The following is a 23,011-nucleotide window of genomic DNA, read 5'->3' on the forward strand; positions in this document are numbered from 1 at the left end:
ACTGCAGGTAAAAAAAACGCCACACCCAAAATGGCGTGGCGTAAGAATGTCTTGAGCCTCCCAAACGGGTAGCCCTGAATTCTCAATTTAGAGTGGGGGTGAACAATGCAACACTGTTCAGGGGGTTGTGCCGGTCTATTGACATAAACCGACGCAATTCAAATTAATAGCCGAAAGAGCTTGGGTACTGGAAATTACCGGTATACACAGCGCGGTTATTCCAATAACTTGCAATTGAATCAAATACTTTCATCTTTTATCACCATTCATATTAAGTAATTACAACACTGTTACAGTGCTTTGCCTTCGTGGCATGACTTAATCTCGGTTCCTTGGAGGCGATATCTCGGGCTCATCCCAGAGCAATTTACTGTGTCATACGGTCTTCAGCAGAAGATGATGCAACTATACCACCACGTAATAAACTTTCAACCATTTTCTTTAACCTCGTCACAGTTTTATCAAATTCATGATAACCATCACTCATTAGTGTAATTTTATTACAAACCAATGACGCTCACACTTTTCACCACTCGCGACTAAAGTGTAATCCCGACCTTGTTGATCTAAAGCCGGACATCAACCTAATCTAAGCAATGATGGACAGATAATAAGTACAACAAGACAAAGGACTGGCTATGGGCATAATGCAAAAACTCAGAATGATCTCGATCAGTCGCCGGCTGTATTTGCTGGGTATCACCATCACCGTACTATCGCTCATTCCTCTGATAATCTTTGCTTCCAATTACCAATCCAACATGCTGGAGCAAAAACGGATCAAAACCCGCCATCTGGTTGAGTCTGCTCATAGTCTGTTTCGCTTTTATTACCAGCAGGAGCAACAGGGGCTGCTCAGCCGGGAGCAAGCACAAGCACAGGCGACCCAGGCCATTGCTGCGCTCCGCTATGAAGAGAAAGACTATTTCTGGATTAACGACTTCGAGCCCAGAATGGTCATGCACCCTTTTAAACCAGCCCTCAATGGTAAACCACTGGGCAGCTTTGCCGATCCGCACGGCACCCGCCTCTTTAGTGAAATGGTCCAGGTTGTCAAAACTCAGGGCGCCGGATTTGTCGACTATTACTGGGAGAAACCGGGCGCTGAGATACCGGTGGCCAAAATTTCCTACGTGAAAGGTTTTGAGCCCTGGGGCTGGCTGGTCGGCTCGGGCGTGTATATCGATGATATCCAAGCCCAGTTTATGTCTGAGGTGAAAACCCTCGGACTGATCCTGCTGGGCTTTCTGTCGGTAATGTTTATCATGGCCTGGATGATCGGCCGCTCAATCACCGCTCCTTGTGAAGAAACCCTGGCGGCGATGACCGACATTGCCGAGGGCGATGGCGACCTCACCCTGCGCCTGCCGAGTGACGGCAAGGATGAGCTCGGGCGCCTTGCCGGTGCCTATAATACCTTCGCCGATCGGATCTGTGACATGCTCCGGGATGTCGCGCCGGTCAGCGAGCATATCAGCTCAACGGCGACCCAGCTCAACGCGGTCTCTCGCCAGACCGTCCACAGCGCCACCGAGTCCCATACCGGGGTCGACAGTGTGACGACCGCGATGCAGCAGCTCCATACCAATAACCAGCAAGTCTCCGACTCGGCCCAACAGGCGGCAGAAGCAGCAACCGCCGCCCATCAGCAGAGCGAAAGCAGTATTGCGGTGGTATCAAACTCGTCTTCCGAAATGCACGCCCTGCTCCAGCTCCTCGACAATACTGAAGCCAGCGCCCAGGCCTTGGCCAAAGACTCGCAAACCATCGGCTCCGTCCTGGTGGTGATCCGGGAAATTGCCGAGCAAACCAACCTGCTGGCCTTGAATGCAGCCATTGAAGCGGCCCGTGCCGGTGAGCAAGGCCGCGGCTTTGCCGTCGTCGCAGACGAAGTGCGGACGCTGGCCACCCGGACCCAGAGCAGCACCAACGAAATCGAGACCATTATCGACAGCCTGCAAACCCGGGCCATGGAAGTAAGCCAGGCATTGCAGCAAACCCGGGAGCAATCGACCAATACTGCTAAGCACTCTGAAGATGTCGCAGATGCGTTGACTGCAATCGGCCAGCAGATCCGCACCATCCGCGAGCTGAACCAGCACATCGCGGCCGCCAGTACGCAGCAGACTGAAGCCGCCGAGAACATCAACAACAACTTGCTGCAATTGGCCGAGCACAGCCAGACGACAGTTCATCAGGGCGAGCAGATTTCGTCGGCCAGTGAGCAGTTGCTTGCGAGCGGTCACAAACTCAATCGACATCTGTCGCATTTTAAGATTTAGCTGTCACCGTTTCGGGCACAGTGGTATCCTTGTGACAACCGCGATAGTTTAATCTGCTGAGTTTATTGGCTCATTGACCGATAATCAGCTGGTGAATCGCTTCAGTCCAAAAGTTTATAAGGGAGACTGCTGTGTCTGAAATCAGTCAACTGTCACCGCAACCTGTGTGGCAATTCTTTGATCAAATCTGTTCGATTCCTCACCCTTCCAAGCACGAAGAGCAACTTGCTCAGCACATCATCCGCTTTGCCGAGAGCGAAGGCCTGGACGTGCGTCGTGATGCGGTCGGGAACGTCTTCATCAAAAAGCCTGCAACTCCGGGAATGGAAAACCGTAAAGGCGTTGTGCTGCAAGCCCATATCGATATGGTGCCGCAGAAAAATGAAGACACGGCGCATGATTTCACCCGTGATCCGATCCAACCGTACATCGACGGGGAATGGGTCACTGCCAAGGGCACAACCCTGGGTGCAGACAACGGCATGGGCATGGCGACTTGTCTGGCCGTTCTGGCAGCCAAGGATATCGAGCACGGCCCGCTGGAAGTGCTGCTGACCATTGATGAAGAAGCCGGAATGACCGGGGCATTTGGCCTGGAAGCCGGTTGGCTGGAAGGCGATATCCTGCTTAACACCGACTCTGAGCAGGAAGGCGAAGTGTACATGGGCTGTGCGGGCGGCGTTGACGGTGCCATCACCCTGAACATCGCACGCGAAGCTGCCCCGGACGATCATGCCGGCGTCAAGCTGGTGATCAAAGGGCTGAAAGGCGGTCACTCCGGCTGTGATATCCACACCGGTCGCGGCAACGCCAACAAGCTACTGGGCCGCTTCCTGTATGCTCACGCCGAAGAGCTGGGCCTGCGCCTGAACCACTTCAACGGGGGGACGCTGCGAAACGCGATTCCGCGTGAAGCATTTGCCCTGGCTTCCCTACCGGCCGCCAACGTCGACAAGCTGAACACGCTGTTCGCCCATTATCAGTCCATCCTGACGGCCGAGCTGGGTAAAGTTGAGACGAATCTGAACCTGTTTGTCGAGCCGGTAACACTGACTGCTGATGTGATGACCACTAGTGCCCAACAGCGCCTGCTGGCTGTCCTGAACGCTTGCCCGAACGGCGTGATCCGCATGAGCGATGACATCGAAGGGGTGGTTGAAACCTCACTGAACGTCGGTGTGATCACCACAGAGGCCGACCAGGTGACGATCCTGTGTCTGGTTCGCTCACTGATCGACAGCGGGCGCAGCAATGTGGAAGGGATGCTCAAGGCCGTGGCCGAACTGGCTGGCGCGACCTGTGAATTCTCCGGCGCTTACCCGGGCTGGAAACCAGATGCCGACTCTGAAGTGATGCACCTGTTCCGTGAAACCTATGAGTCGATCTACGGCAAGAAACCGAACATCATGGTGATCCACGCCGGTCTGGAATGTGGTCTGTTCAAAGAGCCGTATCCGACCATGGATATGATCTCGTTCGGCCCGACCATCAAATTCCCGCACTCTCCGGATGAGAAAGTCAACATTGAAACTGTTGGCCTGTTCTGGGAGCAGATGGTTGCCATCCTGAAAAATATCCCGGTCAAAGCGTAACCCACGCTTTTCCCGCGCGACAAAGGCGAGTGTGACACTCGCCATTTTTATTTCCGGATCGCCACCCTTCCTGGGTTAAAAACCCTCAAAAGACAACTGCTGGGCTTTGATCCCCTGCTCCAACCCGACACTGATCCCAATCAGGCGAATCTCTCGATCTTTCTGCCGGGTCAGGGCTTCTTTGAGCAACCCGACGAACTGGGCTTTATCCAATTGATGCTGGGTGTGTTCCACCGTGGTCTGCTGAAAATCGGCAAATTTGACTTTCACCCCCTGCTTAGCAATATTCAACCCCGGTCTGACCCGACGCAGTCGCTTTTCAAGCTCCGGGTACAGCCGCTCGACGACATCCCAGCACTCTTCATAACGGCTGATATTCTGGGCAAACGTCCGCTCTACGCCAACCGATTTACGTTCGCGTTCAGCCACCACCTCGCGCTCATCAACACCGTGGGCACGCGACCAAAGCGACTGGCCGAATTTGCCGAACTGCTTGAGCAGCAAATGCCGATCATACTGCTGGACATCCCGGCCGATATACAGCCCTCTTTCATGCAACTTTTGAATGGTCACCTTGCCGACCCCCGGTATCTTTTCGAGTTTGAGATCAGCAACAAACGCCGGCACTTCGTCCGGCGTCACCACGAACTGGCCATCCGGCTTATTCAAATCCGAGGCAATCTTGGCAATAAACTTCACCGGCGCAATCCCCGCCGATGCCGTCAGTTCCAGCTCCTCGCGGATTGCCCGGCGAATATCCTGCGCAATCAGGGTCGCCGAGCCGTGCAATAACTCGCAATCAGTCACATCCAGGTAAGCTTCATCGAGAGACAGCGGCTCGATTTTGTCGGTATAGCGCTGGAAAATGGCCCGGATCTCACGCGAGACCGATTTATACGCTTCCATTCGTCCCGGGACCAAGGTCAGATGCGGACAGAGCTGCATGGCTCTGGCCGTCGGCATCGCCGAGCGCACGCCGTATTCACGGGCGAGGTAATTACAGGTACTGAGCACCCCGCGCTGCTCCGAGCGACCGCCGATGGCGATGGGGATGTCTCGCAGAGCCGGATTATCCCGCATTTCGACCGCCGCGAAAAAGCAATCCATATCGACATGGATGATTTTGCGTTGCTCCGGCGATGTCGAAAAGGGAGTGTTGGCCATGTCCGCTCATGTACTACACCGGTGCCCGGCTGTTATGCCGAACGCCTGATGGTAACTGTTTTTATATACAGTGAATATTATAGAGAGCGAAGACGCTGGTGGGAAGTGGCGGAGCGGAAAAACAGCAACCCCGGCCATGGCCGGGGTTGTGATCATGATTTCGGGGAAAGATGCTCAGAGGATCTGATTTTTCTTCCACTCCGCCTGGCGTGCCGCACGGGCTTCGCGACGTTTACGCGCATCGCACGGCTCAGGACAATCACATTCCTTCTCGATGCCGATACTGCCCAGCCCGCCGCAGCTGCCGCTGACCGTTTTACGCTGGAAAATGTAGCCGACCGCCATCGCCGCGATCACCAGAACAAAAACAGCAAAGGTCGTTAAATAGACAAACATGATAATTCTCTACTTTTTCTGTAAATAAGGGACAAAAGCGCTCGAAGCATATTCGCTGAAGCCTTCGTCAGTTTTTACCACCAGCAATACAGGCAATTTCTCCCGCTCTGCCAGGGCCAAAGATTTTTCTTTCCCCATCACCGAAAATGCGGTCGCCAGGGCGTCTGCTGTCATACTGGACGGGTGCAGCACACTGACCGAGACTACACGGTTGCTGATCGGCTTGCAGGTTTTCGGATCAATCAGGTGCGAATAACGGACGCCGTCCTGCTCAAAATAGTTTCGGTAATCCCCGGAGGTTGCAACCGCCATATCACCCGGCTCAATAATTTCCTGTACGGCCCGGCTGCCATCCTCGGTCGGCTTCTCAATCGCGATTCGCCATGGGGTGCCTTCCAGGTTGTTGCCCTTCAGACGAAGCTCACCACCGATTTCCACCAGGTAATCGGCCACCTGCAGCTCTTCAAAATAGTCGGCGACCACATCCACACCGTAGCCTTTGGCAATCGAGGACAGATCCACATACAGCTCCGGAATACCCTTTTGCAGCGAATTGCCATGGACCGACAGATGACGGATCCCGACTTGACGCTGACGGGTAGCGATTTCCTCTGCCGTCGGGGTGGTTTCCGGACGGGCTTCCGGACCGAAACTCCACAAATTGACAACAGGCCCAATAGTAACATCCAGCGCGCCGTCGGTCAGCTCTGCCAGGCGAATCGCCTCGCGAACGACCTTGGCAGTGTCCGCCGAGACCGCCACCGGCTCAGTAGAGCGGGATTGGTTAAATTGGCTGAGCTCGGAATGCTTACGATAGGTCGACATCTGATCATTAACCAGCTCTAGCCGACGATCAATCTCGGCCTGAATGTCTGTCGCAGGGGGTAAGCCTTCCTGCTTAATCAACTTAATCGAGTAATAGGTCCCCATGGTCGAACCGTTTAGGTGGATCATATCACGCTGATCACTACAGGCGGATAAGGTCACCACAAGGGCCAACAAGAGCATACATTTGCTCAAGAACGTCTTCATTCAACAACTCCAACTGTACACAAGTGCAAAACTGCCATGCACCGATAAAAGCAGCAAATCGCTGCAAGCTACAGGACGAAAAAAGGCTGACCCCGGAAGGGTCAGCCAGTCTTTGCATGGGTCAGGCTAATTAGCCACCGAAGTCATCCAGCAGGATGTTTTCGTCTTCAACACCAAGGTCTTTCAGCATGCCGATCACGGCTGCGTTCATCATTGGTGGACCACACATGTAGTATTCACAGTCTTCCGGTGCTTCATGATCTTTCAGGTAGTTTTCATAAAGCACGTTATGGATGAAGCCTGTGTAACCATCCCAGTTGTCTTCCGGTAGCGGATCAGACAGGGCACAGTGCCAAACGAAGTTATCGTTTTCGGCCTGCAGCATGTCGAAGTCTTCTACGTAGAACATTTCGCGCTTAGAACGGGCGCCGTACCAGAACGACATCTTACGCGTAGAGTTCAGACGCTTCAGCTGATCGAAGATGTGAGAACGCATTGGTGCCATACCTGCACCACCGCCCACGAAGACCATCTCTGCATCGGTGTCTTTTGCGAAGAACTCACCAAACGGACCAGAAATCGTACACTTGTCACCCGCTTTCAGTGACCAGATGTAAGAAGACATGATGCCTGGTGGTACATTTGGATTGTTCGGCGGCGGCGTTGCGATACGCACGTTCAGCATGATGATGCCATGTTCTTCCGGGTAGTTCGCCATAGAGTACGCACGAATCGTCTCGTCATTGACTTTAGACTCGTAGCGGAACAGGTTGAACTTATCCCAGTCCTCACGGTATTCCTGCGGAATATCGTAATCGGCATATTTCACGTGGTGAGCCGGCGCTTCAATCTGGATGTAACCACCAGCACGGAATGGTACTGACTCGCCATCCGGAATTTGCAATTTCAGCTCTTTGATGAATGTCGCTTTGTTATCGTTCGAGATAACCGTACATTCCCACTTCTTCACGCCGAAGATTTCTTCAGGCAGTTCGATGTCCATGTCGGTCTTCACGTTGACCTGACAGGCCAGACGCTCGCCTTCACGGGCTTCACCTTTGGTGATGTGGTCAAGCTCAGTCGGCAGAATATCACCGCCACCTGATCTCACTTTCACGCGGCACTGGCCACATGAACCACCGCCACCACAGGCAGATGATACGAAGATACCGTTTCCTGCCAGAACACCTAGCAGCTTGCCACCCGCAGCGGTTGTAATCGCTTTTTCCGGGTCGCCATTGACTGAGATAGTAATGTCACCTGATGGTACCAGCTTGGATTTAGCGAACAGAATCACTAAAACCAAAGCCAGGATAATCAGGGTGAACATGACTACGCCAAGAATAATATCCATTGATTATTCCTTTTATCCTGTTTACAGCTGAACACCGGAGAAGGACATAAAGCCCAACGCCATAAGGCCGACAGAGATGAAGGTGATGCCCAGGCCACGCAGACCCGCAGGAACATCAGAGTACTTCATCTTCTCGCGGATACCCGCAAGCGCAACGATTGCCAGCATCCAACCGATACCAGAACCGAAGCCGTAAACCACAGATTCAGCAAAGTTATAGTCACGCTGCACCATGAAAGATACACCACCGAAGATCGCACAGTTTACTGTGATCAGCGGTAGGAAAATACCCAGCGCGTTATATAGCGGCGGGAAGAAGCGGTCCAGAATCATTTCCAGAATCTGTACCAGCGCCGCGATAACACCAATGAAGGTGATGAAGTTCAGGAAGGTGAGATCAACACCTTGAACCAGCGCGCCATCTTTCAGCAACAGGTTGTAAACCAGGTTGTTCACCGGTACAGAAATGGTCAGTACAACCGTTACTGCTACACCCAGACCGAAAGACGTCTTTACTTTCTTGGATACCGCCAGGAAGGTACACATACCCAGGAAGAATGACAGCGCCATGTTCTCGATGAAAATCGAACGAACCAGCAGGCTTAGATAATGTTCCATGTTCCCCTTACTCCTTCGCTTCTACTTGTTCAGGACGGAAGGTACGAATCGTCCAGATCAGGAAACCGATCAGGAAGAAAGCAGACGGTGCCAGCAGCATGATGCCGTTCGGCTGATACCAGCCACCTTCTGAAATCAGAGGCAGAACCTGTGCACCGAACAGTTTGCCGGAGCCCAGCAGCTCACGGAAGAAACCGACAGTGATCAGGACGAAGCCGTAACCCAGACCGTTCCCGATACCATCAAGCAGCGATGGCAGCGGTGCTGATTTCATGGCGTATGCTTCTGCACGCCCCATAACGATACAGTTGGTAATGATCAGACCAACAAATACAGTAAGCTGCTTCGAAATATCGTAAACATAGGCTTTCAGTATCTGGTCAACCACGATTACCAGAGAGGCGATGATTGCCATCTGGGCAATAATACGCACGCTGTTTGGAATGTGGTTACGGATCAGCGATACGAAAAAGTTCGAAAACGCCGTTACGAAGGTTACCGCCAGCGTCATTACAAACGCTGTTTCCAGTTTGGTGGTCACTGCCAGGGCAGAACACACACCCAGGATCTGCAGGGCGATCGGGTTATTACTGATCAGCGGTCCAAACAGAACCTTCTTCATTTCTTTAGTATCAGCCATTGTTCAGGCCTCCTTCACGAACCTTCGCCAGGAACGGACCGAAGCCATTTTCACCCAGCCAGAATTTGAAGGTATTCTCGACACCGGTACTGGTCAACGTCGCACCAGACAGCGCATCTACACCATGCTCACTACCGGCTGGTGCACCGCCTTTCACGACACGGATGGCAGGTTTACCGTTTTCATCATACAGTTTCTTGCCTTCCCACTGTGCACGCCATCTCGGATTCACAACTTCACCACCCAGACCGGCAGTTTCACCCTGCTGGTAGTAAGTGATGCCTGAAACCGTGTTGCCGTCAGTTTCGACTGCCACAAACGCGTACATCATCGACCACAGGCCATTACCGTGAACCGGCAGGATCACTTTCTCAACACCGTTGTTGTCATCGCGAACCAGGTATACCTTGGCCACGTTGGCACGGCGAATGATTTTACCGAAGTCAACGGCCGGATCCAGCTTCTCAGACTGTGCCGGCGTTTTCGCGGCATTGCGCTGATCGTACTGAGCGGCATTTTGACCGTCCACAGACTCTACAAAGTTGCCTGTGTTCAGATCAACCAGCCGTGGCTCGATGAACTGCTCGTAAGTCTCTGGTACGTTGATGCCTTCTTGGAGAAGACCGGCAACAGAAAGGATATTGCGCTGAACGTCAAGCACAGCATTTTTCTGCTGTAGTGGACGCAGAGCAACCGCCGCAGCTGATACCACGATCGAGCACACCAGGCTCAGTGCGATAACAACAATCAGCGTCTTTTTAATGCTATCGTTATTACTTGACATGACGTGCTAGCCTCCGCTTGATGTTGCCCTGAACTACTAGGTTGTCAAATAGAGGTGCAAATAGGTTTGCAAACAGGATTGCCAGCATCATCCCTTCAGGGAATGCCGGGTTCACCACACGAACCAGAACAGCCATCACACCGATCAGTGCACCGTACCACCATTTACCTTTATTGGTGAAAGCAGCAGAGACAGGGTCGGTCGCCATGAACATCATCCCGAATGCAAAGCCACCCAGAACCAGGTGCCAGTGCCAAGGCATGCTGAACATTGCGTTGGTGTCAGAACCGATGATGTTAAACAGGGTTGCTGTCGCGACCATACCAATCATGGTACCGGCAATGATGCGCCAGGAAGCAATCCCCATGAACACGATCATGGCACCACCCAGGACGATGAACAGCGTCGATACTTCACCAATTGAACCAGGAATGCGGCCGATGAACGCGTCCATCCAGCTAATCGCTTCGCCAGTTACCGTGTTGATCAACGCAGCCTGACCACCGTTCGCCCACTGGCTCAGCGCAGTCGCGCCAGAGAAGCCGTCTGCCGCAGTCCAGACCAGATCACCAGAGATCTGAGCCGGGTATGCGAAGAACAGGAACGCACGGCCTGCCAATGCAGGGTTCAGGAAGTTACGGCCTGTACCACCAAAGATTTCTTTTGCAACAACAACACCGAAGGTGATCCCCAGAGCTGCTTGCCATAGTGGTAGTGTTGGCGGCACGATCAGTGCAAACAGGATCGAAGTAACGAAGAAGCCTTCGTTCACTTCGTGCTTACGGACCATACAGAACAGGACTTCCCAGATACCACCGACAGCAAATACTGTCGCGTAAATCGGCAGGAAGAAGGTTGCACCCAGCAGCATTTTGCTGCCCCAGCCCGCATCGGCTGCCAGGGTTCCACCCAGCATTTGCGTCAGCCAGTAGTGCCAGTCGCCGGCAATCACCGCAGCCAGTTGCTCACCAGCATACATGTGGTTCAGCGCAACAATTGCTTGGTGACCGGTGTTGTACATGCCCCAGAACATAGCTGGGAAAACCGCGAACCACACCATGATCATGATACGTTTCAGATCGATGTTGTCACGCACGTGAGCACCGGTACGCGTCACTTGACCTGGGGTATACAACAACGTGGCAACCGCTTCATACAGCGCAAACCACTTCTCGTGCTTACCGCCCGGCTCAAAATGGGGCTCGATTTGCTCTAGGAAATTCTTGAGGCTCATGAATTACCCTTCCTTCTCAATCTTGTCCAGACACTCACGCAGCAGAGGACCGAACTCATACTTACCTGGGCATACAAACGTACACAGTGCCAGATCTTCTTCGTCAAGCTCCAGCGCACCCAGTTGCTGAGCACTGTCACTGTCACCAGCACACAGGTCACGCAATAGTAAGGTCGGCTCGATGTCCAGCGGCATCACACGCTCGTAGTTGCCGATTGGCACCATCGAACGCTCAGAACCGTTGGTTGACGTGGTCATGTTAAACAACTGGCTTGGGAAGAACTGGCTCAGGAACGCACGGGTGACCGAGAACTTGTTCTTACCTGGCGCAATCCAGCCCATGAACTCTTTTTCACGGCCTTCACGCAGCGCAGTCACCTGCAGATGGTAACGACCCAGGTAGGCTTGAGGACCCGCAGCATGCTTACCGTTCAGCACAGAGCCAGACAGCACACGCAGTTCGCCAGGCATCAGCTCGGCATCCGTCAGTTGCTCAATCGAAGCACCCAGGGTGGTACGAACCAGACGCGGGGTATTCACGGCAGGACCTGCCAGAGAAACCACACGGTCGGTGTATAGTGCACCGGTCAGGAACAGTTGACCGAAAGCGATCACGTCCTGATAGTTGATGTGCCATGCGACGTTGTGCATGTCAGCGCCGAACAGAGTGTGGATGTGCGTGCCGACCAGACCCGCAGGGTGCGGACCGTTGAAGACATGCTCTTCGACATTCGACTGCTTCGAACGCGGCAGGCTGGCGCCTGATTTACAAACCATCACCTTCCCGCTGGTCAGTTTTGACAGCAGTGTCAGACCGGCCACAAACGCGTCGCTCTGCTCATTGATGATGATTTCCGGGTTCGCTGCCAGCGGATTGGTATCCATGGCAGTGACGAAAATCGCCTGGGTTTCAGCGTCGATGGCAGGCACCTTGCTGAACGGACGGGTCCGCAGCGCGGTCCACATGCCAGATTCAACCAACTGCTCAACAATCGCATTGCGATCCAGCTGGGTCAGCTGGTCTGCTTCGTAGCGGTTAAATGTGACCTGCTCGTCGCCTTCGGCTTCAATCACAACGGATTGCAGCACGCGCTTCGCGCCACGGTTGATTTCAACGACCTTGCCGCTGGCTGGTGCAGTGAACTTCACGCCAGGATTCTTTTTATCTTCAAAAAGAATCTGACCTTTTTTCACTACATCCCCTACGCGGGTATGCATTGTAGGACGCATACCAACATATTCTTCGCCAAGCAAGGCGACTCGTGTGATGGCTTTACCATCATTTATCGCCTGGGCAGGAGTCCCTGCAATTGGGATATCCAAACCCTTTTTTATTGTAATCATACGCACTTGCACTACATTAAAGGGAAAAAGAATTTTCTATTGCGTAATTTAGACACGACTTTCCTTCGTCCGAAACCAGCTGGAACACCGCCGGCACCGCAACATCCTATTTACTTATCGATCACAGCCTCTGTGACGAATAATTTGAGGCCGCGATTCTATCATTAATCCACGGCTTTTTACTATGCCAAACCACGCTAAACGCGGTGAAAATCAGCGAAGATTTCAAACGCAACACATTTATAAGGCTGTAAATTTGAGCCAACGCACAATTGTGAACTGTTGGTCGATTTATCAAAACATTCTCATGACAGACACGTCTTTAACAAAAATCCAATAAAGTGAAAACACCTACAATAATGGGGCAACACAGCCCCATTTCGTTTGGTTATAATCTGTCACAAGATGTTAATTGCCGTTCACAATTTCGCCAGACGATACCCGGTTATACAACTGGGTATCAGCCTGAAACTGCCGGTATGACGCGTAAATTCGAGCCAACACCGGGTCATTTTCGCTTTTTTCCACCAGCAATTCCCGGGTCAGTCGCTGCAGTTCTGCCAGGACCGGAGCCGGAAAGCGCCGCAACGCCACATCATGCTCGTGGACCAGCACATCCAGCGCCTGCATATTCTTCACCGTGTACTCATCCAGCAGATCCTGGTTCACTGCCCGGGCTGCCGTGATCACCAATTGTTGCAAATCATCCGGTAAACTTTGTAACGCCTGCTGATTGACCAGAAACTCGAGGGTGGTACTGGGCTCCTGCCACCCTGGGTAATAGTAGTATTTCGCGGCATTATGTAAACCGAATGCTAAATCATTATAGGGGCCGACCCACTCCGCGGCGTCGATCGCCCCGGTCTCCAGCGCCGTAAAGAGCTCCCCACCGGACAGACTGACCGGAATCCCACCAGCCCGCTTGAACACATCCGCGCCATATCCCGGTAAACGCATCTTCAGCCCCTTGAGATCATCCATGGTCTGAATTTCTTTGTTAAACCAGCCCCCCATCTGAGCGCCGGTATTGCCGCCCGCCATCGGAACGACCCCGTATGGCTCATAGAGCGACTGCCACAGCGCCAAACCACCGCCGTAGTGAAGCCAGGCGTTCATTTCCTGTGCAGAGAGTCCAAAAGGGACGGATGAAAAAAATGGCGCGGCCGGAATCTTCTCCTGCCAATAGAACGCGGCCGAATGGCCCATCTGTACCGTACCTTTCGATACGGCATTGAAAACATCGAAACTTGGCACCAGCTCACCGGCACCATAGACCCGGATCACCAGGCGGCCATCGCTGAGCCGGTTCACCGTGTCAGCAAATCGCTCCGGCGCCACCCCCATTCCGGGAAATCCTTTAGGCCAGGAGGTTACCAGCTTCCATTCGACAGCCTTGGCTGCCGATGTTTCGCCCTCGCCGCCCGGTTCGCTGCAAGCGGCCAGGGTGAGTACGCACAGCATGCCAAGTAACCACTGACGACAACGTCTCATCATGCAATATCCTTTTGCTTGATTTTCACTCAATGATCTCCTGCTTGACCTGAAGGCCCACTGAACGAGTCCCCATTCCGGGCCTTTCGTCACAGCGCCACGACTGCCGCGCTCAGCAAGAACACGCCTAAACCAGTATAGCCAGTCCACTCCGACAAGCTCACACCCGCAGGCACAGAATTGAGATCAGAAACGATCAAGGACTTATCATACGCGATTGCGGACACGAATATTGCCCGCTATCTCAAACTTTGAAACGTCGGACCAGTCAAACAGGTCCGAGTCTGGACGGTAGGATTGCGCCGCGTTGACACGACTGCGCTGCCGTGCTCAGGCCGAGTCTCGTCAGCCCAGTTTACTGCCGCCGCGACACGCCGGGGAATCGGGTGCTTGCCCTTGCTGGGCTTGCCATTCACTGTCGGTATAGGTATGGATCGCCAGGGCATGAATATGATTGGCCAGCTCATCGGCCAGCACCGTATTAACCGCACGATGGCGCCCAATCAGACGCTGTCCGTCGAACTGCGTGCTGACAATCACCACTTTAAAGTGGCTTTCCGACCCGGCCGGGACATTGTGCATGTAGCTTTCATTGATGACTTCAAGGTGTACCGGGGCAAATGCCTGATACAATTTTTCTGTAATGCGATCCTGGATCATAACTCTCACCTTCAGCGCTGACCTGTTTCCCTTCGCTTGAACTCACGCCCTCAATAGCCCCACCAAACGAGCCGTCAAAGCGACCGAATCGGGTTCAGTCCCAGTGCAGTTCGGCAGGAAGAATGACTGAAATCAGTGACTCGGCAAGGGTTTTAGTTTGCAGCGCAGGCATGTTCTGCGAAAATAGATAACCAAACTGTAAACATACCTGAAAGTAACCGGCAATGAAACCAGAGCTCAACCTGCATGGGCAAACGCTGACCCTCAAGCGTTTCCCGACCAGAACAAATGAAACGCTCCAGGCATGGGACGCCGCAGATGAGTACCTTATCAACCACGTCCATGACCAGGACATCACCCTGGATCCCGCCCGTCCGATCCTGATCATGAACGACAGTTTCGGCGCGCTCAGCTGCTGGTTTGCCAATCAAGGGCCGGTGACTTGCGTCACGGACTCCTATATCGCCCATCAGGGGTGTCTGGCCAATCTGGAAGCTAACCAGCGCCCTGCCGTCAATATCATCGACTGCCTGGCCGAGCTGCCGGAGAACCCGCAGCTGGTATTGCTCAAGCTGCCGAAAACCAACCGCCTGCTCACCTGGCAGCTCCAGCAGCTCTGCCAGAAACTGCCTGCAGACTGCACCGTGATCGCTGCGGCCAAAGCCAAGGACATTCATACTTCAACCCTGAAACTGTTTGAAAAATATCTGGGCCAAACCAAAACCTCACTGGCGGTGAAAAAAGCCCGGCTCATATTCTGCGAGGTGAACCCGGCGCTGGCACAACCACTGCCGGAGCCGCTGCGCTGGGAAGTCCCGGAGCACGGTCTGACCCTCACCAACCATGCCAATGTCTTCTCAGGTGACAGCCTGGATATCGGGGCGCGGTTGCTGTTAGAGCATATTCCCAGCCACGATCACCCGCTGCACATCATTGACTTAGGTTGCGGTAACGGCGTGATTGGCATTAAAGCTGCCCAGCTCAATCCGAAAGCCAGGGTCACCTGTGTCGATGAAAGCTACATGGCCGTAGCGTCGTGCCAGGCCAATACCGCGCTGAATTTGCCGGATCCGACGCAACTGACCGCCACGGTGAACAACTGCCTGAGCGGCTTTCAGCCCGACAGCGCCGATGTCGTCCTGTGCAACCCGCCGTTCCATCAGCAAACCACCATTACCGATCACATTGCCTGGCAAATGTTTTGTGATGCAAAGCATGTTCTGACATCTCAGGGTCGGCTGATCGTGATTGGGAACCGCCACCTGGGCTACGATGGAAAACTTAAACGTTTATTTGGTAACGTATCGGTCATTGCCCAGAACAATAAGTTCGTGGTTTATCAAGCCAGAAAATAATTTTGACATTTACATACACTGTTGCGGCGCTCAATTCCGCCGCAGTTTGTTAAGGATAGAGAAATCGATGAAAAAGCTTCTTATTGCCGCCTCCGTGATGGCGCTGACCGCCTGCTCGGCACCATCCGAGCCACAGCTCACCCTGAACCCGACGCCTGTCATTGCCCAGCAACCGAGCACGTCCGGGAAAACGCTGAATCTGGAAAGCCGTGATCTGCGCACTGCCCAATTCGTGGCCGTGGTTGACAGCGGCCGCCAGAATGTTCAGCCGCTGCATGCCTCCCAAAACTTGCGGATCACTCTGGAAGATGCCCTGTCCCGCCAACTGAGCTCGCAAGGCTACAGCATTACCCAGGACAGCAAAGGCACCCTGCGTCTGGATATCCTGGAAGCCATGGTCAACGTGAAGCACAGTGTGATGAGCCATGAACTGAGCAGCAAACTACAACTGCAACTGGTGGTTGAAACCCCGACCGGGAAGTTTGTCAAACGCTACGCCGGGAAGTCGGAGCGTAACGGTGCCATGAGCGCTTCCGTAGAAGATATGGAACTGGCGCTGAATAACCTGATCACTGCGGTGCTGAAAGACATCTACGCTGATCCGGAACTCAACAGCTACCTGCAGGAGAAACTGTAATGCGTCAGGCCTTATTAGCCCTGCTTCTGAGTATCGCCCTGCCGGTCAGCGCCGCGACCCAAGTCCTGGTTTCCACCAATTTGGGTGACTTTACGATTCAGCTGGATGAGAAAAGTGCGCCGATCTCAAGTCAGAACTTTCTGCGCTACGTTGAAGACGGCAGTTATATCGGCACCATTTTTCACCGCGTGATCCCGGGTTTTATGGCTCAGGGCGGCGGCTTCGATCAGGATCTGAACCGACGGGATACCTACCCGCCGATTAAAAACGAGTCCACCAATGGTCTGAAGAATGACCGTGCCACCATCGCGATGGCCCGTACCAACGTACCGGACTCTGCCACCCGTCAGTTCTTCATCAACTACAACAACAATGCGTTCCTGGATGCCCGCGGCAACCAACCGGGCTACGCCGTGTTCGGCAAAGTTGTGAAGGGGTTCTCAGTTATTGAAAAAATGGCTGAAATTCCTACCACAACCGTTCGCTCGATGGGTATGAAAGATGTCCCGCAGCAACCTATAGTTATTAAAGAAATAAAGATTCTCAAAAAGTAGGTAAACGTCACCTGGTCGTTCGCCTACCGCAACGACCAGGTGGCCCCTATGCTCAGACTGATTTCCTCCCAACCTGAAACGCCTAACCGACAGGTCGATCAGCACATTTCAGATTACGCCCCGGCCCTGGCTCTGAGCGCACTTGGTGTGCTTTGCGGCGAAGCCAGTTACGATTCTCTGAAGAAAACCTGCACCGAGCACCTCCATGACTGGTGGAAGTTGTCGGTCCCCGCCGGAACACCAGCCAACCGGTATGAATCCGCTTACTGGTACCTGCTGCATTTACTCGAATCGCTGGAGGAGCACGAGTTGCTGGGCAACCATTTTATCCAATTCAAAGTTACGTCAACCGCCCAGTTTTTACTTGGGATCGGTGAACACCTGGCGAAAATGCAGGGGATCCGGCCATAGCGGATGGCCCGCCCCGACCCGGATCTCACCCCATCATCTTTTTACCCGCATTTTACTGAAGTTCGAAGCGACTTCGCCTTATAATCGAAGCTCGTAAACACAACACAATCAATACTGAGGGAACCATGTCGCAACCACTCGCGGACAATCGCCAGGGCTGGCGGGTCTATCTGGAGAAAAAAGTCCTGATCATGCTGGCACTGGGCTTTTCATCCGGCCTGCCGATCCTGTTGGTCTTCGGCACCCTGTCTTTCTGGCTCAGGGAAGCCGAAGTCAGCCGAACGGATATCGGATTTTTTAGTTGGGTCGCACTGGCCTACGGCTTCAAGTGGATTTGGTCGCCGCTGATCGACCGGTTTCCGGTGCCGTTCCTGTCGCACTTACTGGGCCGCCGCCGGGGCTGGATGGTGTTCTCCCAACTGCTGATCATCGCTTCGCTCTACGGCATGGCCGTCAGCAACCCTCAGATTGATCTGATCCAACTGGCGATCTTCGCCGTCATCGTAGCCTTCTCCTCAGCCTCGCAGGATATCGTCATCGATGCCTACCGGATTGAAATGGCTTCGGAGCGACTGCAGGCCGCACTCGCCGCGGCCTATATGACCGGCTACCGTCTGGCCATGATCACCGCAGGCGCTGGGGCCATGGCCCTGGCCGCCTGGTTCGGCTCCGACACCGAATACAATGCCCATGGCTGGCAAGTCGCCTATTTCTCTATGGCCGGGCTGATGCTGGTGGGCTTGATCACGGCCCTGTGCATTCACGAACCGACCATCGATAACTCAGCGGTAGACAACCTTGAGCGCCAGATGCGCCAGCAATTGCGCGACAAAGGCATGCCGGCGATTCCGGCCCGCCTGACGGCCTGGTTCTATACTGCGGCGGTGCTGCCGTTCCAGGATTTCTTTACCCGCTACGGTCGCGAAGCGCTGGTGATCCTGGTGCTCATCGGGACCTATCGGATCTCGGATGTGGTGATGGGTGTCATGGCCAATGCTTTTTATGTCGATATGGGCTTTAGCAAAACCGAAGTCGCTTCCGTCTCCAAAATCTACGGGGTGATCATGACCCTGCTCGGGGCAGGCCTGGGCGGTATCCTGGTCAGCAAGTTCGGCACTCTGCGGATCCTAGCCCTGGGGGCAGTCCTGGCCGCTGCCACCAATATCCTGTTCATGATTTTCACCTATCTGGGCAACAGCCTGAGCATGCTGACCCTGGTGATCTCGGTAGATAACCTCAGCGCCGGCATTGCCACCGCAGCGTTTATTACCTATATGTCCAGCCTGACCAACGTTGCCTTTTCCGCCACCCAATATGCCCTGTTCAGCTCCATCATGCTGCTGTTCCCGAAATTCATTGCCGGTTTCTCGGGCATGTTTGTCGACAACTTCGGCTACAACGTCTTTTTCTTCGCCACAGCCCTGATCGGCTTGCCGGTGCTGATGCTGATTTATACCGTCAGCCGACGCCAGAAAGTCAGTGTGCAACCCCGTTCAGAAGTGACCTAACCCGCCAACATCCGCGCATGACCGGGCATTGGGGAGGTGTTTTGTTGACGACAAACATCTCCCTTTTTTATTTCCGCATGCCAGAGCGTGAAAACCGGTGCCAAAAGTCGCCATTAGATGATGGATTTATCACTTAGTTCAGAAAAATATCACTGAAAACATCAAAAATGACGATCACGATCACTAAACACTGGAAATGTAATCGTTTTCAAAAGATCGTGATCACAATTAGCAAATGATTGCGCAATCGTTACATTCCCAATGGTGACATAAAACCATAGAATCACCTCCACAACGAAACAGGCCGCAAAAGAGCCTGATACCAATACACAATGAGCGAGAGTTTACCCATGCGCAAATCCCTAGCAGCACTGAGCGTGCTGGCAGCAACAGCACTGCCGGCCACTGTTAACGCCGCCGATTATTCTGACGACATCCACAAGAACGACTACAGCTGGTCACAATTCAACCTGATGTACGCCATCAATGAACTGCCAGGTGAATCAGACCACGATTACATGGAAATGGAATTCGGTGGCCGCTCTGGCATCTTCGACCTGTACGGTTACGTTGACGTATTCAACCTGAGCAGCGATAAAGACAGCGACAAAGCTGGCGCAGAAAAAATGTTCATGAAATTCGCACCGCGTGTTTCTCTGGATGCCGTGACCGGTAAAGATCTGTCGTTCGGTCCAGTACAGGAACTATATGTTGCGACACTGATGGAATGGGGTGGTAACGCAGGTGTTAACAACCAGAAAATCGGTCTGGGTTCTGACGTAAACGTACCATGGCTAGGCAAAATCGGTCTGAACCTGTATGCGTCTTACCGCGGTAACGACCATGAGTGGAATGGTTACCACCTTGCAACGAACTGGTTCAAACCATTCTACTTCTTCGAGAATGGCAGCTTCCTGTCTTACCAAGGTTACATCGATTACGAATTTGGCCTGGACGATGGCCCGAACACTGGCGGCGCGAGCAGCGGTGGTGCAATGTTCAACGGCCTGTACTGGCACTCTGATCGCTACGCTGTGGGTTACGGCCTGAAAGCCTACAAAGACATCTACGGTATCAAAGACTCTGATGGCTTCAAGTCTACAGGCGTCGGCCACTATGTTTCTGTAACTTACAAGTTCTAAGTTCCAGACAGCTATATCCTGAAAAGCACCCACACTGTGGGTGCTTTTTTTTTTGCGCTCTCAATGTTAAGAGGATCCTTATTTTCAAGACAACCCCGTTTTCTCTTTCATTATTCTCAATTTTTCCCCTTGCGACACTGCCCGGTGATTAAGAATCACGCCTTAACCTTAAGACAGTCAACCGGCCGGGAAAGAATACGCTAGCCTTTGCTAATAGAAGCGTGCCCATTTCATTTCTATAACAGCGCGCTGAACAGGGCTTCTGCGATGGCCCAACCGGTCATCCGCAGACACCCGAAGCAATGGCATTTGGCTAGCGAGAACTCATTATGAACAGAACTTTGGCTGCTCTCAGTGTTGGTGCCGCCCTTGCCCTGCCGGGCACCAGCAGTGCCGTCGATTACTCCGACGATATCCATAAAAATGATTACAAGTGGTTCACCCTTAATCTGATGCAGAGCATCAACAACCGGATCCCCTTCGGATTCCAGGACGATACCTATTTCGAGATGGAATTCGGCGGCCGCTCTGGTTGGCTGGATCTCTATGGTTACCTGGATGTGTTTGATGTGCTCAACTCCAGCAACTCCGATCGCAACAAGCAGGAAGGCAGTGACGACTTTGCCGACAACTTCTTCTTTAAATTTGCTCCCCGCTTCTCTTTAGATGGGATCAGCGGCACCGATCTATCCTTCGGCCCGGTGATGGAGCTCTATATTTCCACCTTGACCAATGTCGGTGACAACGCACTGTTTGAACACTATATCGGCCTTGGGTCTGATGTGCAGGTGCCCTGGTTCGGCAAAGTCGGCCTCAATACCTATGCCCGCTATGTGCGGGAAAATTTCGGTGCCGCCAATGAAGGTGAGTGGGATGGCTATATGGTTTCCACCAACTGGTTCAAACCCTGGCTGACCCTCAGCAGTGGCGACTTCGTCACCTACCAAGGGTATCTGGACTATAAATTCGGTGCCTCGAAAATTTCCGATGATATCAACCGGACCACCACCGCCATCGAATGGTTCAATGGCATCTACTACCATACCCCGCAATGGGCCTTCGGCTACGGCCTGAAGTACTACCACAACATGGCCCTGTTTAAAGACGGGGGTTTTGCCGGCGATACCACCGGCTTTGGTCATTACCTCTCGGCCAACTACAAATTCTGATCCGCTCCTTTCAGCGCAAACGGCACAACCCGGACGTGCCCCCTCCAGTCAACGGCGGCCCAAGAACATGGTATGCTGACGGCAGATCTGACCAAGAAAGGATACCCGAGTTGAACCTGACCATTGTCGGCGCCGGTGCGATTGGCCGCTTATGGGGATGTCACCTGAGCCAATACCATGCCGTCCAATTCTGGACCCGGGATAGCGCCTCTGAGCTGTCCCTGACCTTCAATCCCCTGGCGCAAACACCCCCGCAGCACTATACCTTTGCCGCCAACCAGCCCGCGCAATTACAGCAAGCCGACGCGGTGTTACTCACCGTGAAAGCATTCCAGGTTGAGCAAGCACTCACATCCATTTTGCCGTATTTGCCGTCCCGCACACCGGTCATCGTGATGCACAACGGGATGGGTACTCATAAAAATGTCTCAGCGTTGCTGCCGGACAACCCGCTGCTGTATGCCACAACTGCCCAGGCAGCCTATCGCCCGACCTCGGGGCAACTCAACCATACCGGGCTGGGGCAAACCTGGATCGGGGCGATCAACGCCAGCGGCAAAGCACAGGCTGTACTTGCCGGGCTGCTGAACCAGGCGCTGCCACCCTGCCAGTGGCATGAGCATATCCTGATCCCGCTGTGGCAAAAGCTGGCCATCAACTGTGCGATCAATCCGCTCACCGCCATGATGCAGTGCCGCAACGGGGAGCTGGCGCAGGCCAGGTACCACCAGCAGTTGGATGCCATCTGCACAGAGGTTGCGGCCGTGATGAATGCCGAAGGGATCGCCTGCGACCGCACCACCCTGCGCCACCAGGTCGATCAGGTGATAAACAATACCGCCGGAAACTATTCGTCGATGAATCAGGACATTTCTCAGCACCGGCCGACGGAAATCGACTATATTACGGGATATCTGATTGACCGGGCACAGGAACACGGGATTGCGGTTCCGGAAAATACCCGGCTGTGGCAACAAATCAAACAACTGGAGCAACAACACCATGACGCATGAGGAGCAGCAGCGCCCGATTAAAGTTGCCGTCTGTATCGCCCCCGGCAGCGAAGAGATGGAAGCCGTCACCACCATCGATATTCTGATCCGGGCCGGTTTTCAGGTCACCACTGCCAGTGTCGCTTCCGACGGGGCATTGATCATGGCCGGCTCTCGCGGGATCAAGCTGGTCGCCGACGTCGCGCTGGTAGCCATTGCCGACGAGCCGTTTGACTGTGTCGTCCTGCCGGGCGGTGTCGCCGGGGCCGAATGTTTCCGCGACAGCCCGCTGCTGGTCGAGTTTGTCAACCAACATAAGTATGACGGCAAGCTGGTTGCCGCTATCTGCGCCGCCCCGGCAGTGGTATTGGAGCACCACAATCTGTTTCCGAACGCCCTGATGACGGCACACCCGGCCTTCCTGGAGCAAATTCCGGAAGCCCGCCGCCGGAGCAAACGCGTGGTCTATGATATCAACCACCGTCTGCTGACCAGCCAGGGACCGGGCACGGCACAGGAGTTTGCGTTTGAAATCATCGGCCATCTGGCTAGCAAGGCATTGGCCGCCGAAGTCGCCGAGCCGATGGTCGTCTGGCCGAATATGCACTACACCGTGCTGCCGCGAAAGTAAGCGCTTCCTGCCACCGCCAGC

General features: G+C 53.7%; 22 protein-coding genes. 11 read left to right on the plus strand and 11 right to left on the minus strand.

Translation table 11 applies throughout. The annotated features are described in order from the left end of the window. Positions 1-647 precede the first annotated feature (647 nt). Both VV869_RS09715 and VV869_RS09720 read left to right on the plus strand, forming a co-directional pair. Entirely contained in the window at positions 648-2,282 is a 1,635-nt protein-coding gene (locus VV869_RS09715) for a methyl-accepting chemotaxis protein (RefSeq protein WP_337734751.1), read from the plus strand. A 131-nt stretch (positions 2,283-2,413) separates the two neighbouring features. Beyond that, a complete protein-coding gene (locus tag VV869_RS09720; RefSeq protein ID WP_337734752.1) occupies positions 2,414-3,874 on the plus strand; it encodes an aminoacyl-histidine dipeptidase in 1,461 nt (486 codons plus the stop codon). Positions 3,875-3,949: 75 nt separating this feature from the next. Here the strand turns inward: VV869_RS09720 and dinB are convergent, their stop codons facing one another. The 11 genes from dinB to bolA form a co-directional block, all read right to left on the minus strand. Continuing rightward, positions 3,950-5,038 carry a DNA polymerase IV gene (dinB, locus tag VV869_RS09725; protein ID WP_337734753.1) on the minus strand — a complete coding sequence of 363 codons (1,089 nt, stop codon included), beginning with the start codon at positions 5,036-5,038 and terminating at the stop codon, positions 3,950-3,952. A gap of 174 nt (positions 5,039-5,212) precedes the next feature. Continuing rightward, the gene (nqrM, locus tag VV869_RS09730; protein WP_261600703.1) at positions 5,213-5,434 is read right to left on the minus strand and encodes a (Na+)-NQR maturation NqrM; all 222 of its coding nucleotides are present in this window, start codon (positions 5,432-5,434) and stop codon (positions 5,213-5,215) included. Positions 5,435-5,443: 9 nt separating this feature from the next. Continuing rightward, complete coding sequence (locus VV869_RS09735) at positions 5,444-6,454, minus strand: FAD:protein FMN transferase (RefSeq protein WP_337734818.1); 1,011 nt, start codon at positions 6,452-6,454, stop codon at positions 5,444-5,446. A gap of 142 nt (positions 6,455-6,596) precedes the next feature. After that, positions 6,597-7,820, minus strand: a complete 1,224-nt coding sequence (gene nqrF / locus VV869_RS09740) for an NADH:ubiquinone reductase (Na(+)-transporting) subunit F (protein WP_337734754.1) — start codon at positions 7,818-7,820, stop codon at positions 6,597-6,599. Between the two features lie 21 nt (positions 7,821-7,841). After that, complete coding sequence (gene nqrE, locus VV869_RS09745) at positions 7,842-8,438, minus strand: NADH:ubiquinone reductase (Na(+)-transporting) subunit E (protein WP_337734755.1); 597 nt, start codon at positions 8,436-8,438, stop codon at positions 7,842-7,844. Positions 8,439-8,445: 7 nt separating this feature from the next. Further along, a complete protein-coding gene (locus tag VV869_RS09750; RefSeq protein WP_261600706.1) occupies positions 8,446-9,078 on the minus strand; it encodes an NADH:ubiquinone reductase (Na(+)-transporting) subunit D in 633 nt (210 codons plus the stop codon). Further along, positions 9,071-9,862 carry a Na(+)-translocating NADH-quinone reductase subunit C gene (locus tag VV869_RS09755; protein WP_337734756.1) on the minus strand — a complete coding sequence of 264 codons (792 nt, stop codon included), beginning with the start codon at positions 9,860-9,862 and terminating at the stop codon, positions 9,071-9,073. The genes VV869_RS09750 and VV869_RS09755 overlap by 8 nt, the downstream gene beginning before the upstream one ends. After that, complete coding sequence (locus VV869_RS09760) at positions 9,852-11,096, minus strand: NADH:ubiquinone reductase (Na(+)-transporting) subunit B (protein WP_337734757.1); 1,245 nt, start codon at positions 11,094-11,096, stop codon at positions 9,852-9,854. The genes VV869_RS09755 and VV869_RS09760 overlap by 11 nt, the downstream gene beginning before the upstream one ends. A gap of 3 nt (positions 11,097-11,099) precedes the next feature. Continuing rightward, positions 11,100-12,440, minus strand: coding sequence for a Na(+)-translocating NADH-quinone reductase subunit A (locus VV869_RS09765; protein WP_337734758.1), 1,341 nt, complete (start codon positions 12,438-12,440; stop codon positions 11,100-11,102). A 408-nt stretch (positions 12,441-12,848) separates the two neighbouring features. Continuing rightward, on the minus strand, positions 12,849-13,934 hold the full coding sequence (locus VV869_RS09770) for a TRAP transporter substrate-binding protein (RefSeq protein ID WP_337734759.1): 1,086 nt from the start codon (positions 13,932-13,934) through the stop codon (positions 12,849-12,851). A gap of 342 nt (positions 13,935-14,276) precedes the next feature. Then, positions 14,277-14,591, minus strand: coding sequence for a transcriptional regulator BolA (bolA, locus tag VV869_RS09775; RefSeq protein WP_337734760.1), 315 nt, complete (start codon positions 14,589-14,591; stop codon positions 14,277-14,279). Positions 14,592-14,815: 224 nt separating this feature from the next. On the opposite strand from bolA, the gene VV869_RS09780 reads away from it, so the two are divergent. From VV869_RS09780 to yajL, 9 genes are all read left to right on the plus strand, one after another. Then, positions 14,816-15,946, plus strand: coding sequence for a methyltransferase (locus VV869_RS09780; RefSeq protein WP_337734761.1), 1,131 nt, complete (start codon positions 14,816-14,818; stop codon positions 15,944-15,946). A gap of 67 nt (positions 15,947-16,013) precedes the next feature. Continuing rightward, positions 16,014-16,583: a YajG family lipoprotein gene (locus VV869_RS09785; protein WP_337734762.1), complete on the plus strand. Its 570-nt coding sequence runs from the start codon at positions 16,014-16,016 to the stop codon at positions 16,581-16,583. Continuing rightward, the gene (locus tag VV869_RS09790) at positions 16,583-17,137 is read left to right on the plus strand and encodes a peptidylprolyl isomerase (RefSeq protein ID WP_337734763.1); all 555 of its coding nucleotides are present in this window, start codon (positions 16,583-16,585) and stop codon (positions 17,135-17,137) included. Before VV869_RS09785 ends, VV869_RS09790 begins: the two co-directional genes overlap by 1 nt. A gap of 48 nt (positions 17,138-17,185) precedes the next feature. Next, on the plus strand, positions 17,186-17,548 hold the full coding sequence (locus VV869_RS09795) for a hypothetical protein (RefSeq protein WP_337734764.1): 363 nt from the start codon (positions 17,186-17,188) through the stop codon (positions 17,546-17,548). Positions 17,549-17,673: 125 nt separating this feature from the next. Beyond that, positions 17,674-19,056, plus strand: coding sequence for an AmpG family muropeptide MFS transporter (locus VV869_RS09800; RefSeq protein WP_337734765.1), 1,383 nt, complete (start codon positions 17,674-17,676; stop codon positions 19,054-19,056). A 350-nt stretch (positions 19,057-19,406) separates the two neighbouring features. Then, positions 19,407-20,198 carry a nucleoside-specific channel-forming Tsx family protein gene (locus VV869_RS09805; protein ID WP_337734766.1) on the plus strand — a complete coding sequence of 264 codons (792 nt, stop codon included), beginning with the start codon at positions 19,407-19,409 and terminating at the stop codon, positions 20,196-20,198. 329 nt (positions 20,199-20,527) lie between these two features. Further along, positions 20,528-21,367: a nucleoside-specific channel-forming Tsx family protein gene (locus tag VV869_RS09810; RefSeq protein ID WP_337734767.1), complete on the plus strand. Its 840-nt coding sequence runs from the start codon at positions 20,528-20,530 to the stop codon at positions 21,365-21,367. 110 nt (positions 21,368-21,477) lie between these two features. Continuing rightward, on the plus strand, positions 21,478-22,380 hold the full coding sequence (panE, locus tag VV869_RS09815) for a 2-dehydropantoate 2-reductase (RefSeq protein WP_337734768.1): 903 nt from the start codon (positions 21,478-21,480) through the stop codon (positions 22,378-22,380). Then, complete coding sequence (gene yajL, locus VV869_RS09820; protein WP_337734769.1) at positions 22,370-22,990, plus strand: protein deglycase YajL; 621 nt, start codon at positions 22,370-22,372, stop codon at positions 22,988-22,990. The genes panE and yajL overlap by 11 nt, the downstream gene beginning before the upstream one ends. Positions 22,991-23,011: the final 21 nt, after the last annotated feature.

The organism is Photobacterium sp. MCCC 1A19761, assembly GCF_037389125.1.
In the GTDB taxonomy this organism is placed as follows: Bacteria; Pseudomonadota; Gammaproteobacteria; order Enterobacterales; family Vibrionaceae; genus Photobacterium.

Coding starts and splice junctions, on each gene's coding strand:
- VV869_RS09715 (WP_337734751.1), top strand. CDS start 648: ATGCAAAAACTCAGAATGATCTCGATCAGTCGCCGGCTGTATTTGCTG.
- dinB (WP_337734753.1), bottom strand. CDS start 5,038: ATGGCCAACACTCCCTTTTCGACATCGCCGGAGCAACGCAAAATCATC.
- nqrM (WP_261600703.1), bottom strand. CDS start 5,434: ATGTTTGTCTATTTAACGACCTTTGCTGTTTTTGTTCTGGTGATCGCG.
- nqrF (WP_337734754.1), bottom strand. CDS start 7,820: ATGGATATTATTCTTGGCGTAGTCATGTTCACCCTGATTATCCTGGCT.
- nqrE (WP_337734755.1), bottom strand. CDS start 8,438: ATGGAACATTATCTAAGCCTGCTGGTTCGTTCGATTTTCATCGAGAAC.
- VV869_RS09750 (WP_261600706.1), bottom strand. CDS start 9,078: ATGGCTGATACTAAAGAAATGAAGAAGGTTCTGTTTGGACCGCTGATC.
- VV869_RS09755 (WP_337734756.1), bottom strand. CDS start 9,862: ATGTCAAGTAATAACGATAGCATTAAAAAGACGCTGATTGTTGTTATC.
- VV869_RS09760 (WP_337734757.1), bottom strand. CDS start 11,096: ATGAGCCTCAAGAATTTCCTAGAGCAAATCGAGCCCCATTTTGAGCCG.
- VV869_RS09765 (WP_337734758.1), bottom strand. CDS start 12,440: ATGATTACAATAAAAAAGGGTTTGGATATCCCAATTGCAGGGACTCCT.
- VV869_RS09770 (WP_337734759.1), bottom strand. CDS start 13,934: ATGATGAGACGTTGTCGTCAGTGGTTACTTGGCATGCTGTGCGTACTC.
- bolA (WP_337734760.1), bottom strand. CDS start 14,591: ATGATCCAGGATCGCATTACAGAAAAATTGTATCAGGCATTTGCCCCG.
- VV869_RS09780 (WP_337734761.1), top strand. CDS start 14,816: ATGAAACCAGAGCTCAACCTGCATGGGCAAACGCTGACCCTCAAGCGT.
- VV869_RS09785 (WP_337734762.1), top strand. CDS start 16,014: ATGAAAAAGCTTCTTATTGCCGCCTCCGTGATGGCGCTGACCGCCTGC.
- VV869_RS09790 (WP_337734763.1), top strand. CDS start 16,583: ATGCGTCAGGCCTTATTAGCCCTGCTTCTGAGTATCGCCCTGCCGGTC.
- VV869_RS09795 (WP_337734764.1), top strand. CDS start 17,186: ATGCTCAGACTGATTTCCTCCCAACCTGAAACGCCTAACCGACAGGTC.
- VV869_RS09800 (WP_337734765.1), top strand. CDS start 17,674: ATGTCGCAACCACTCGCGGACAATCGCCAGGGCTGGCGGGTCTATCTG.
- VV869_RS09805 (WP_337734766.1), top strand. CDS start 19,407: ATGCGCAAATCCCTAGCAGCACTGAGCGTGCTGGCAGCAACAGCACTG.
- VV869_RS09810 (WP_337734767.1), top strand. CDS start 20,528: ATGAACAGAACTTTGGCTGCTCTCAGTGTTGGTGCCGCCCTTGCCCTG.
- yajL (WP_337734769.1), top strand. CDS start 22,370: ATGACGCATGAGGAGCAGCAGCGCCCGATTAAAGTTGCCGTCTGTATC.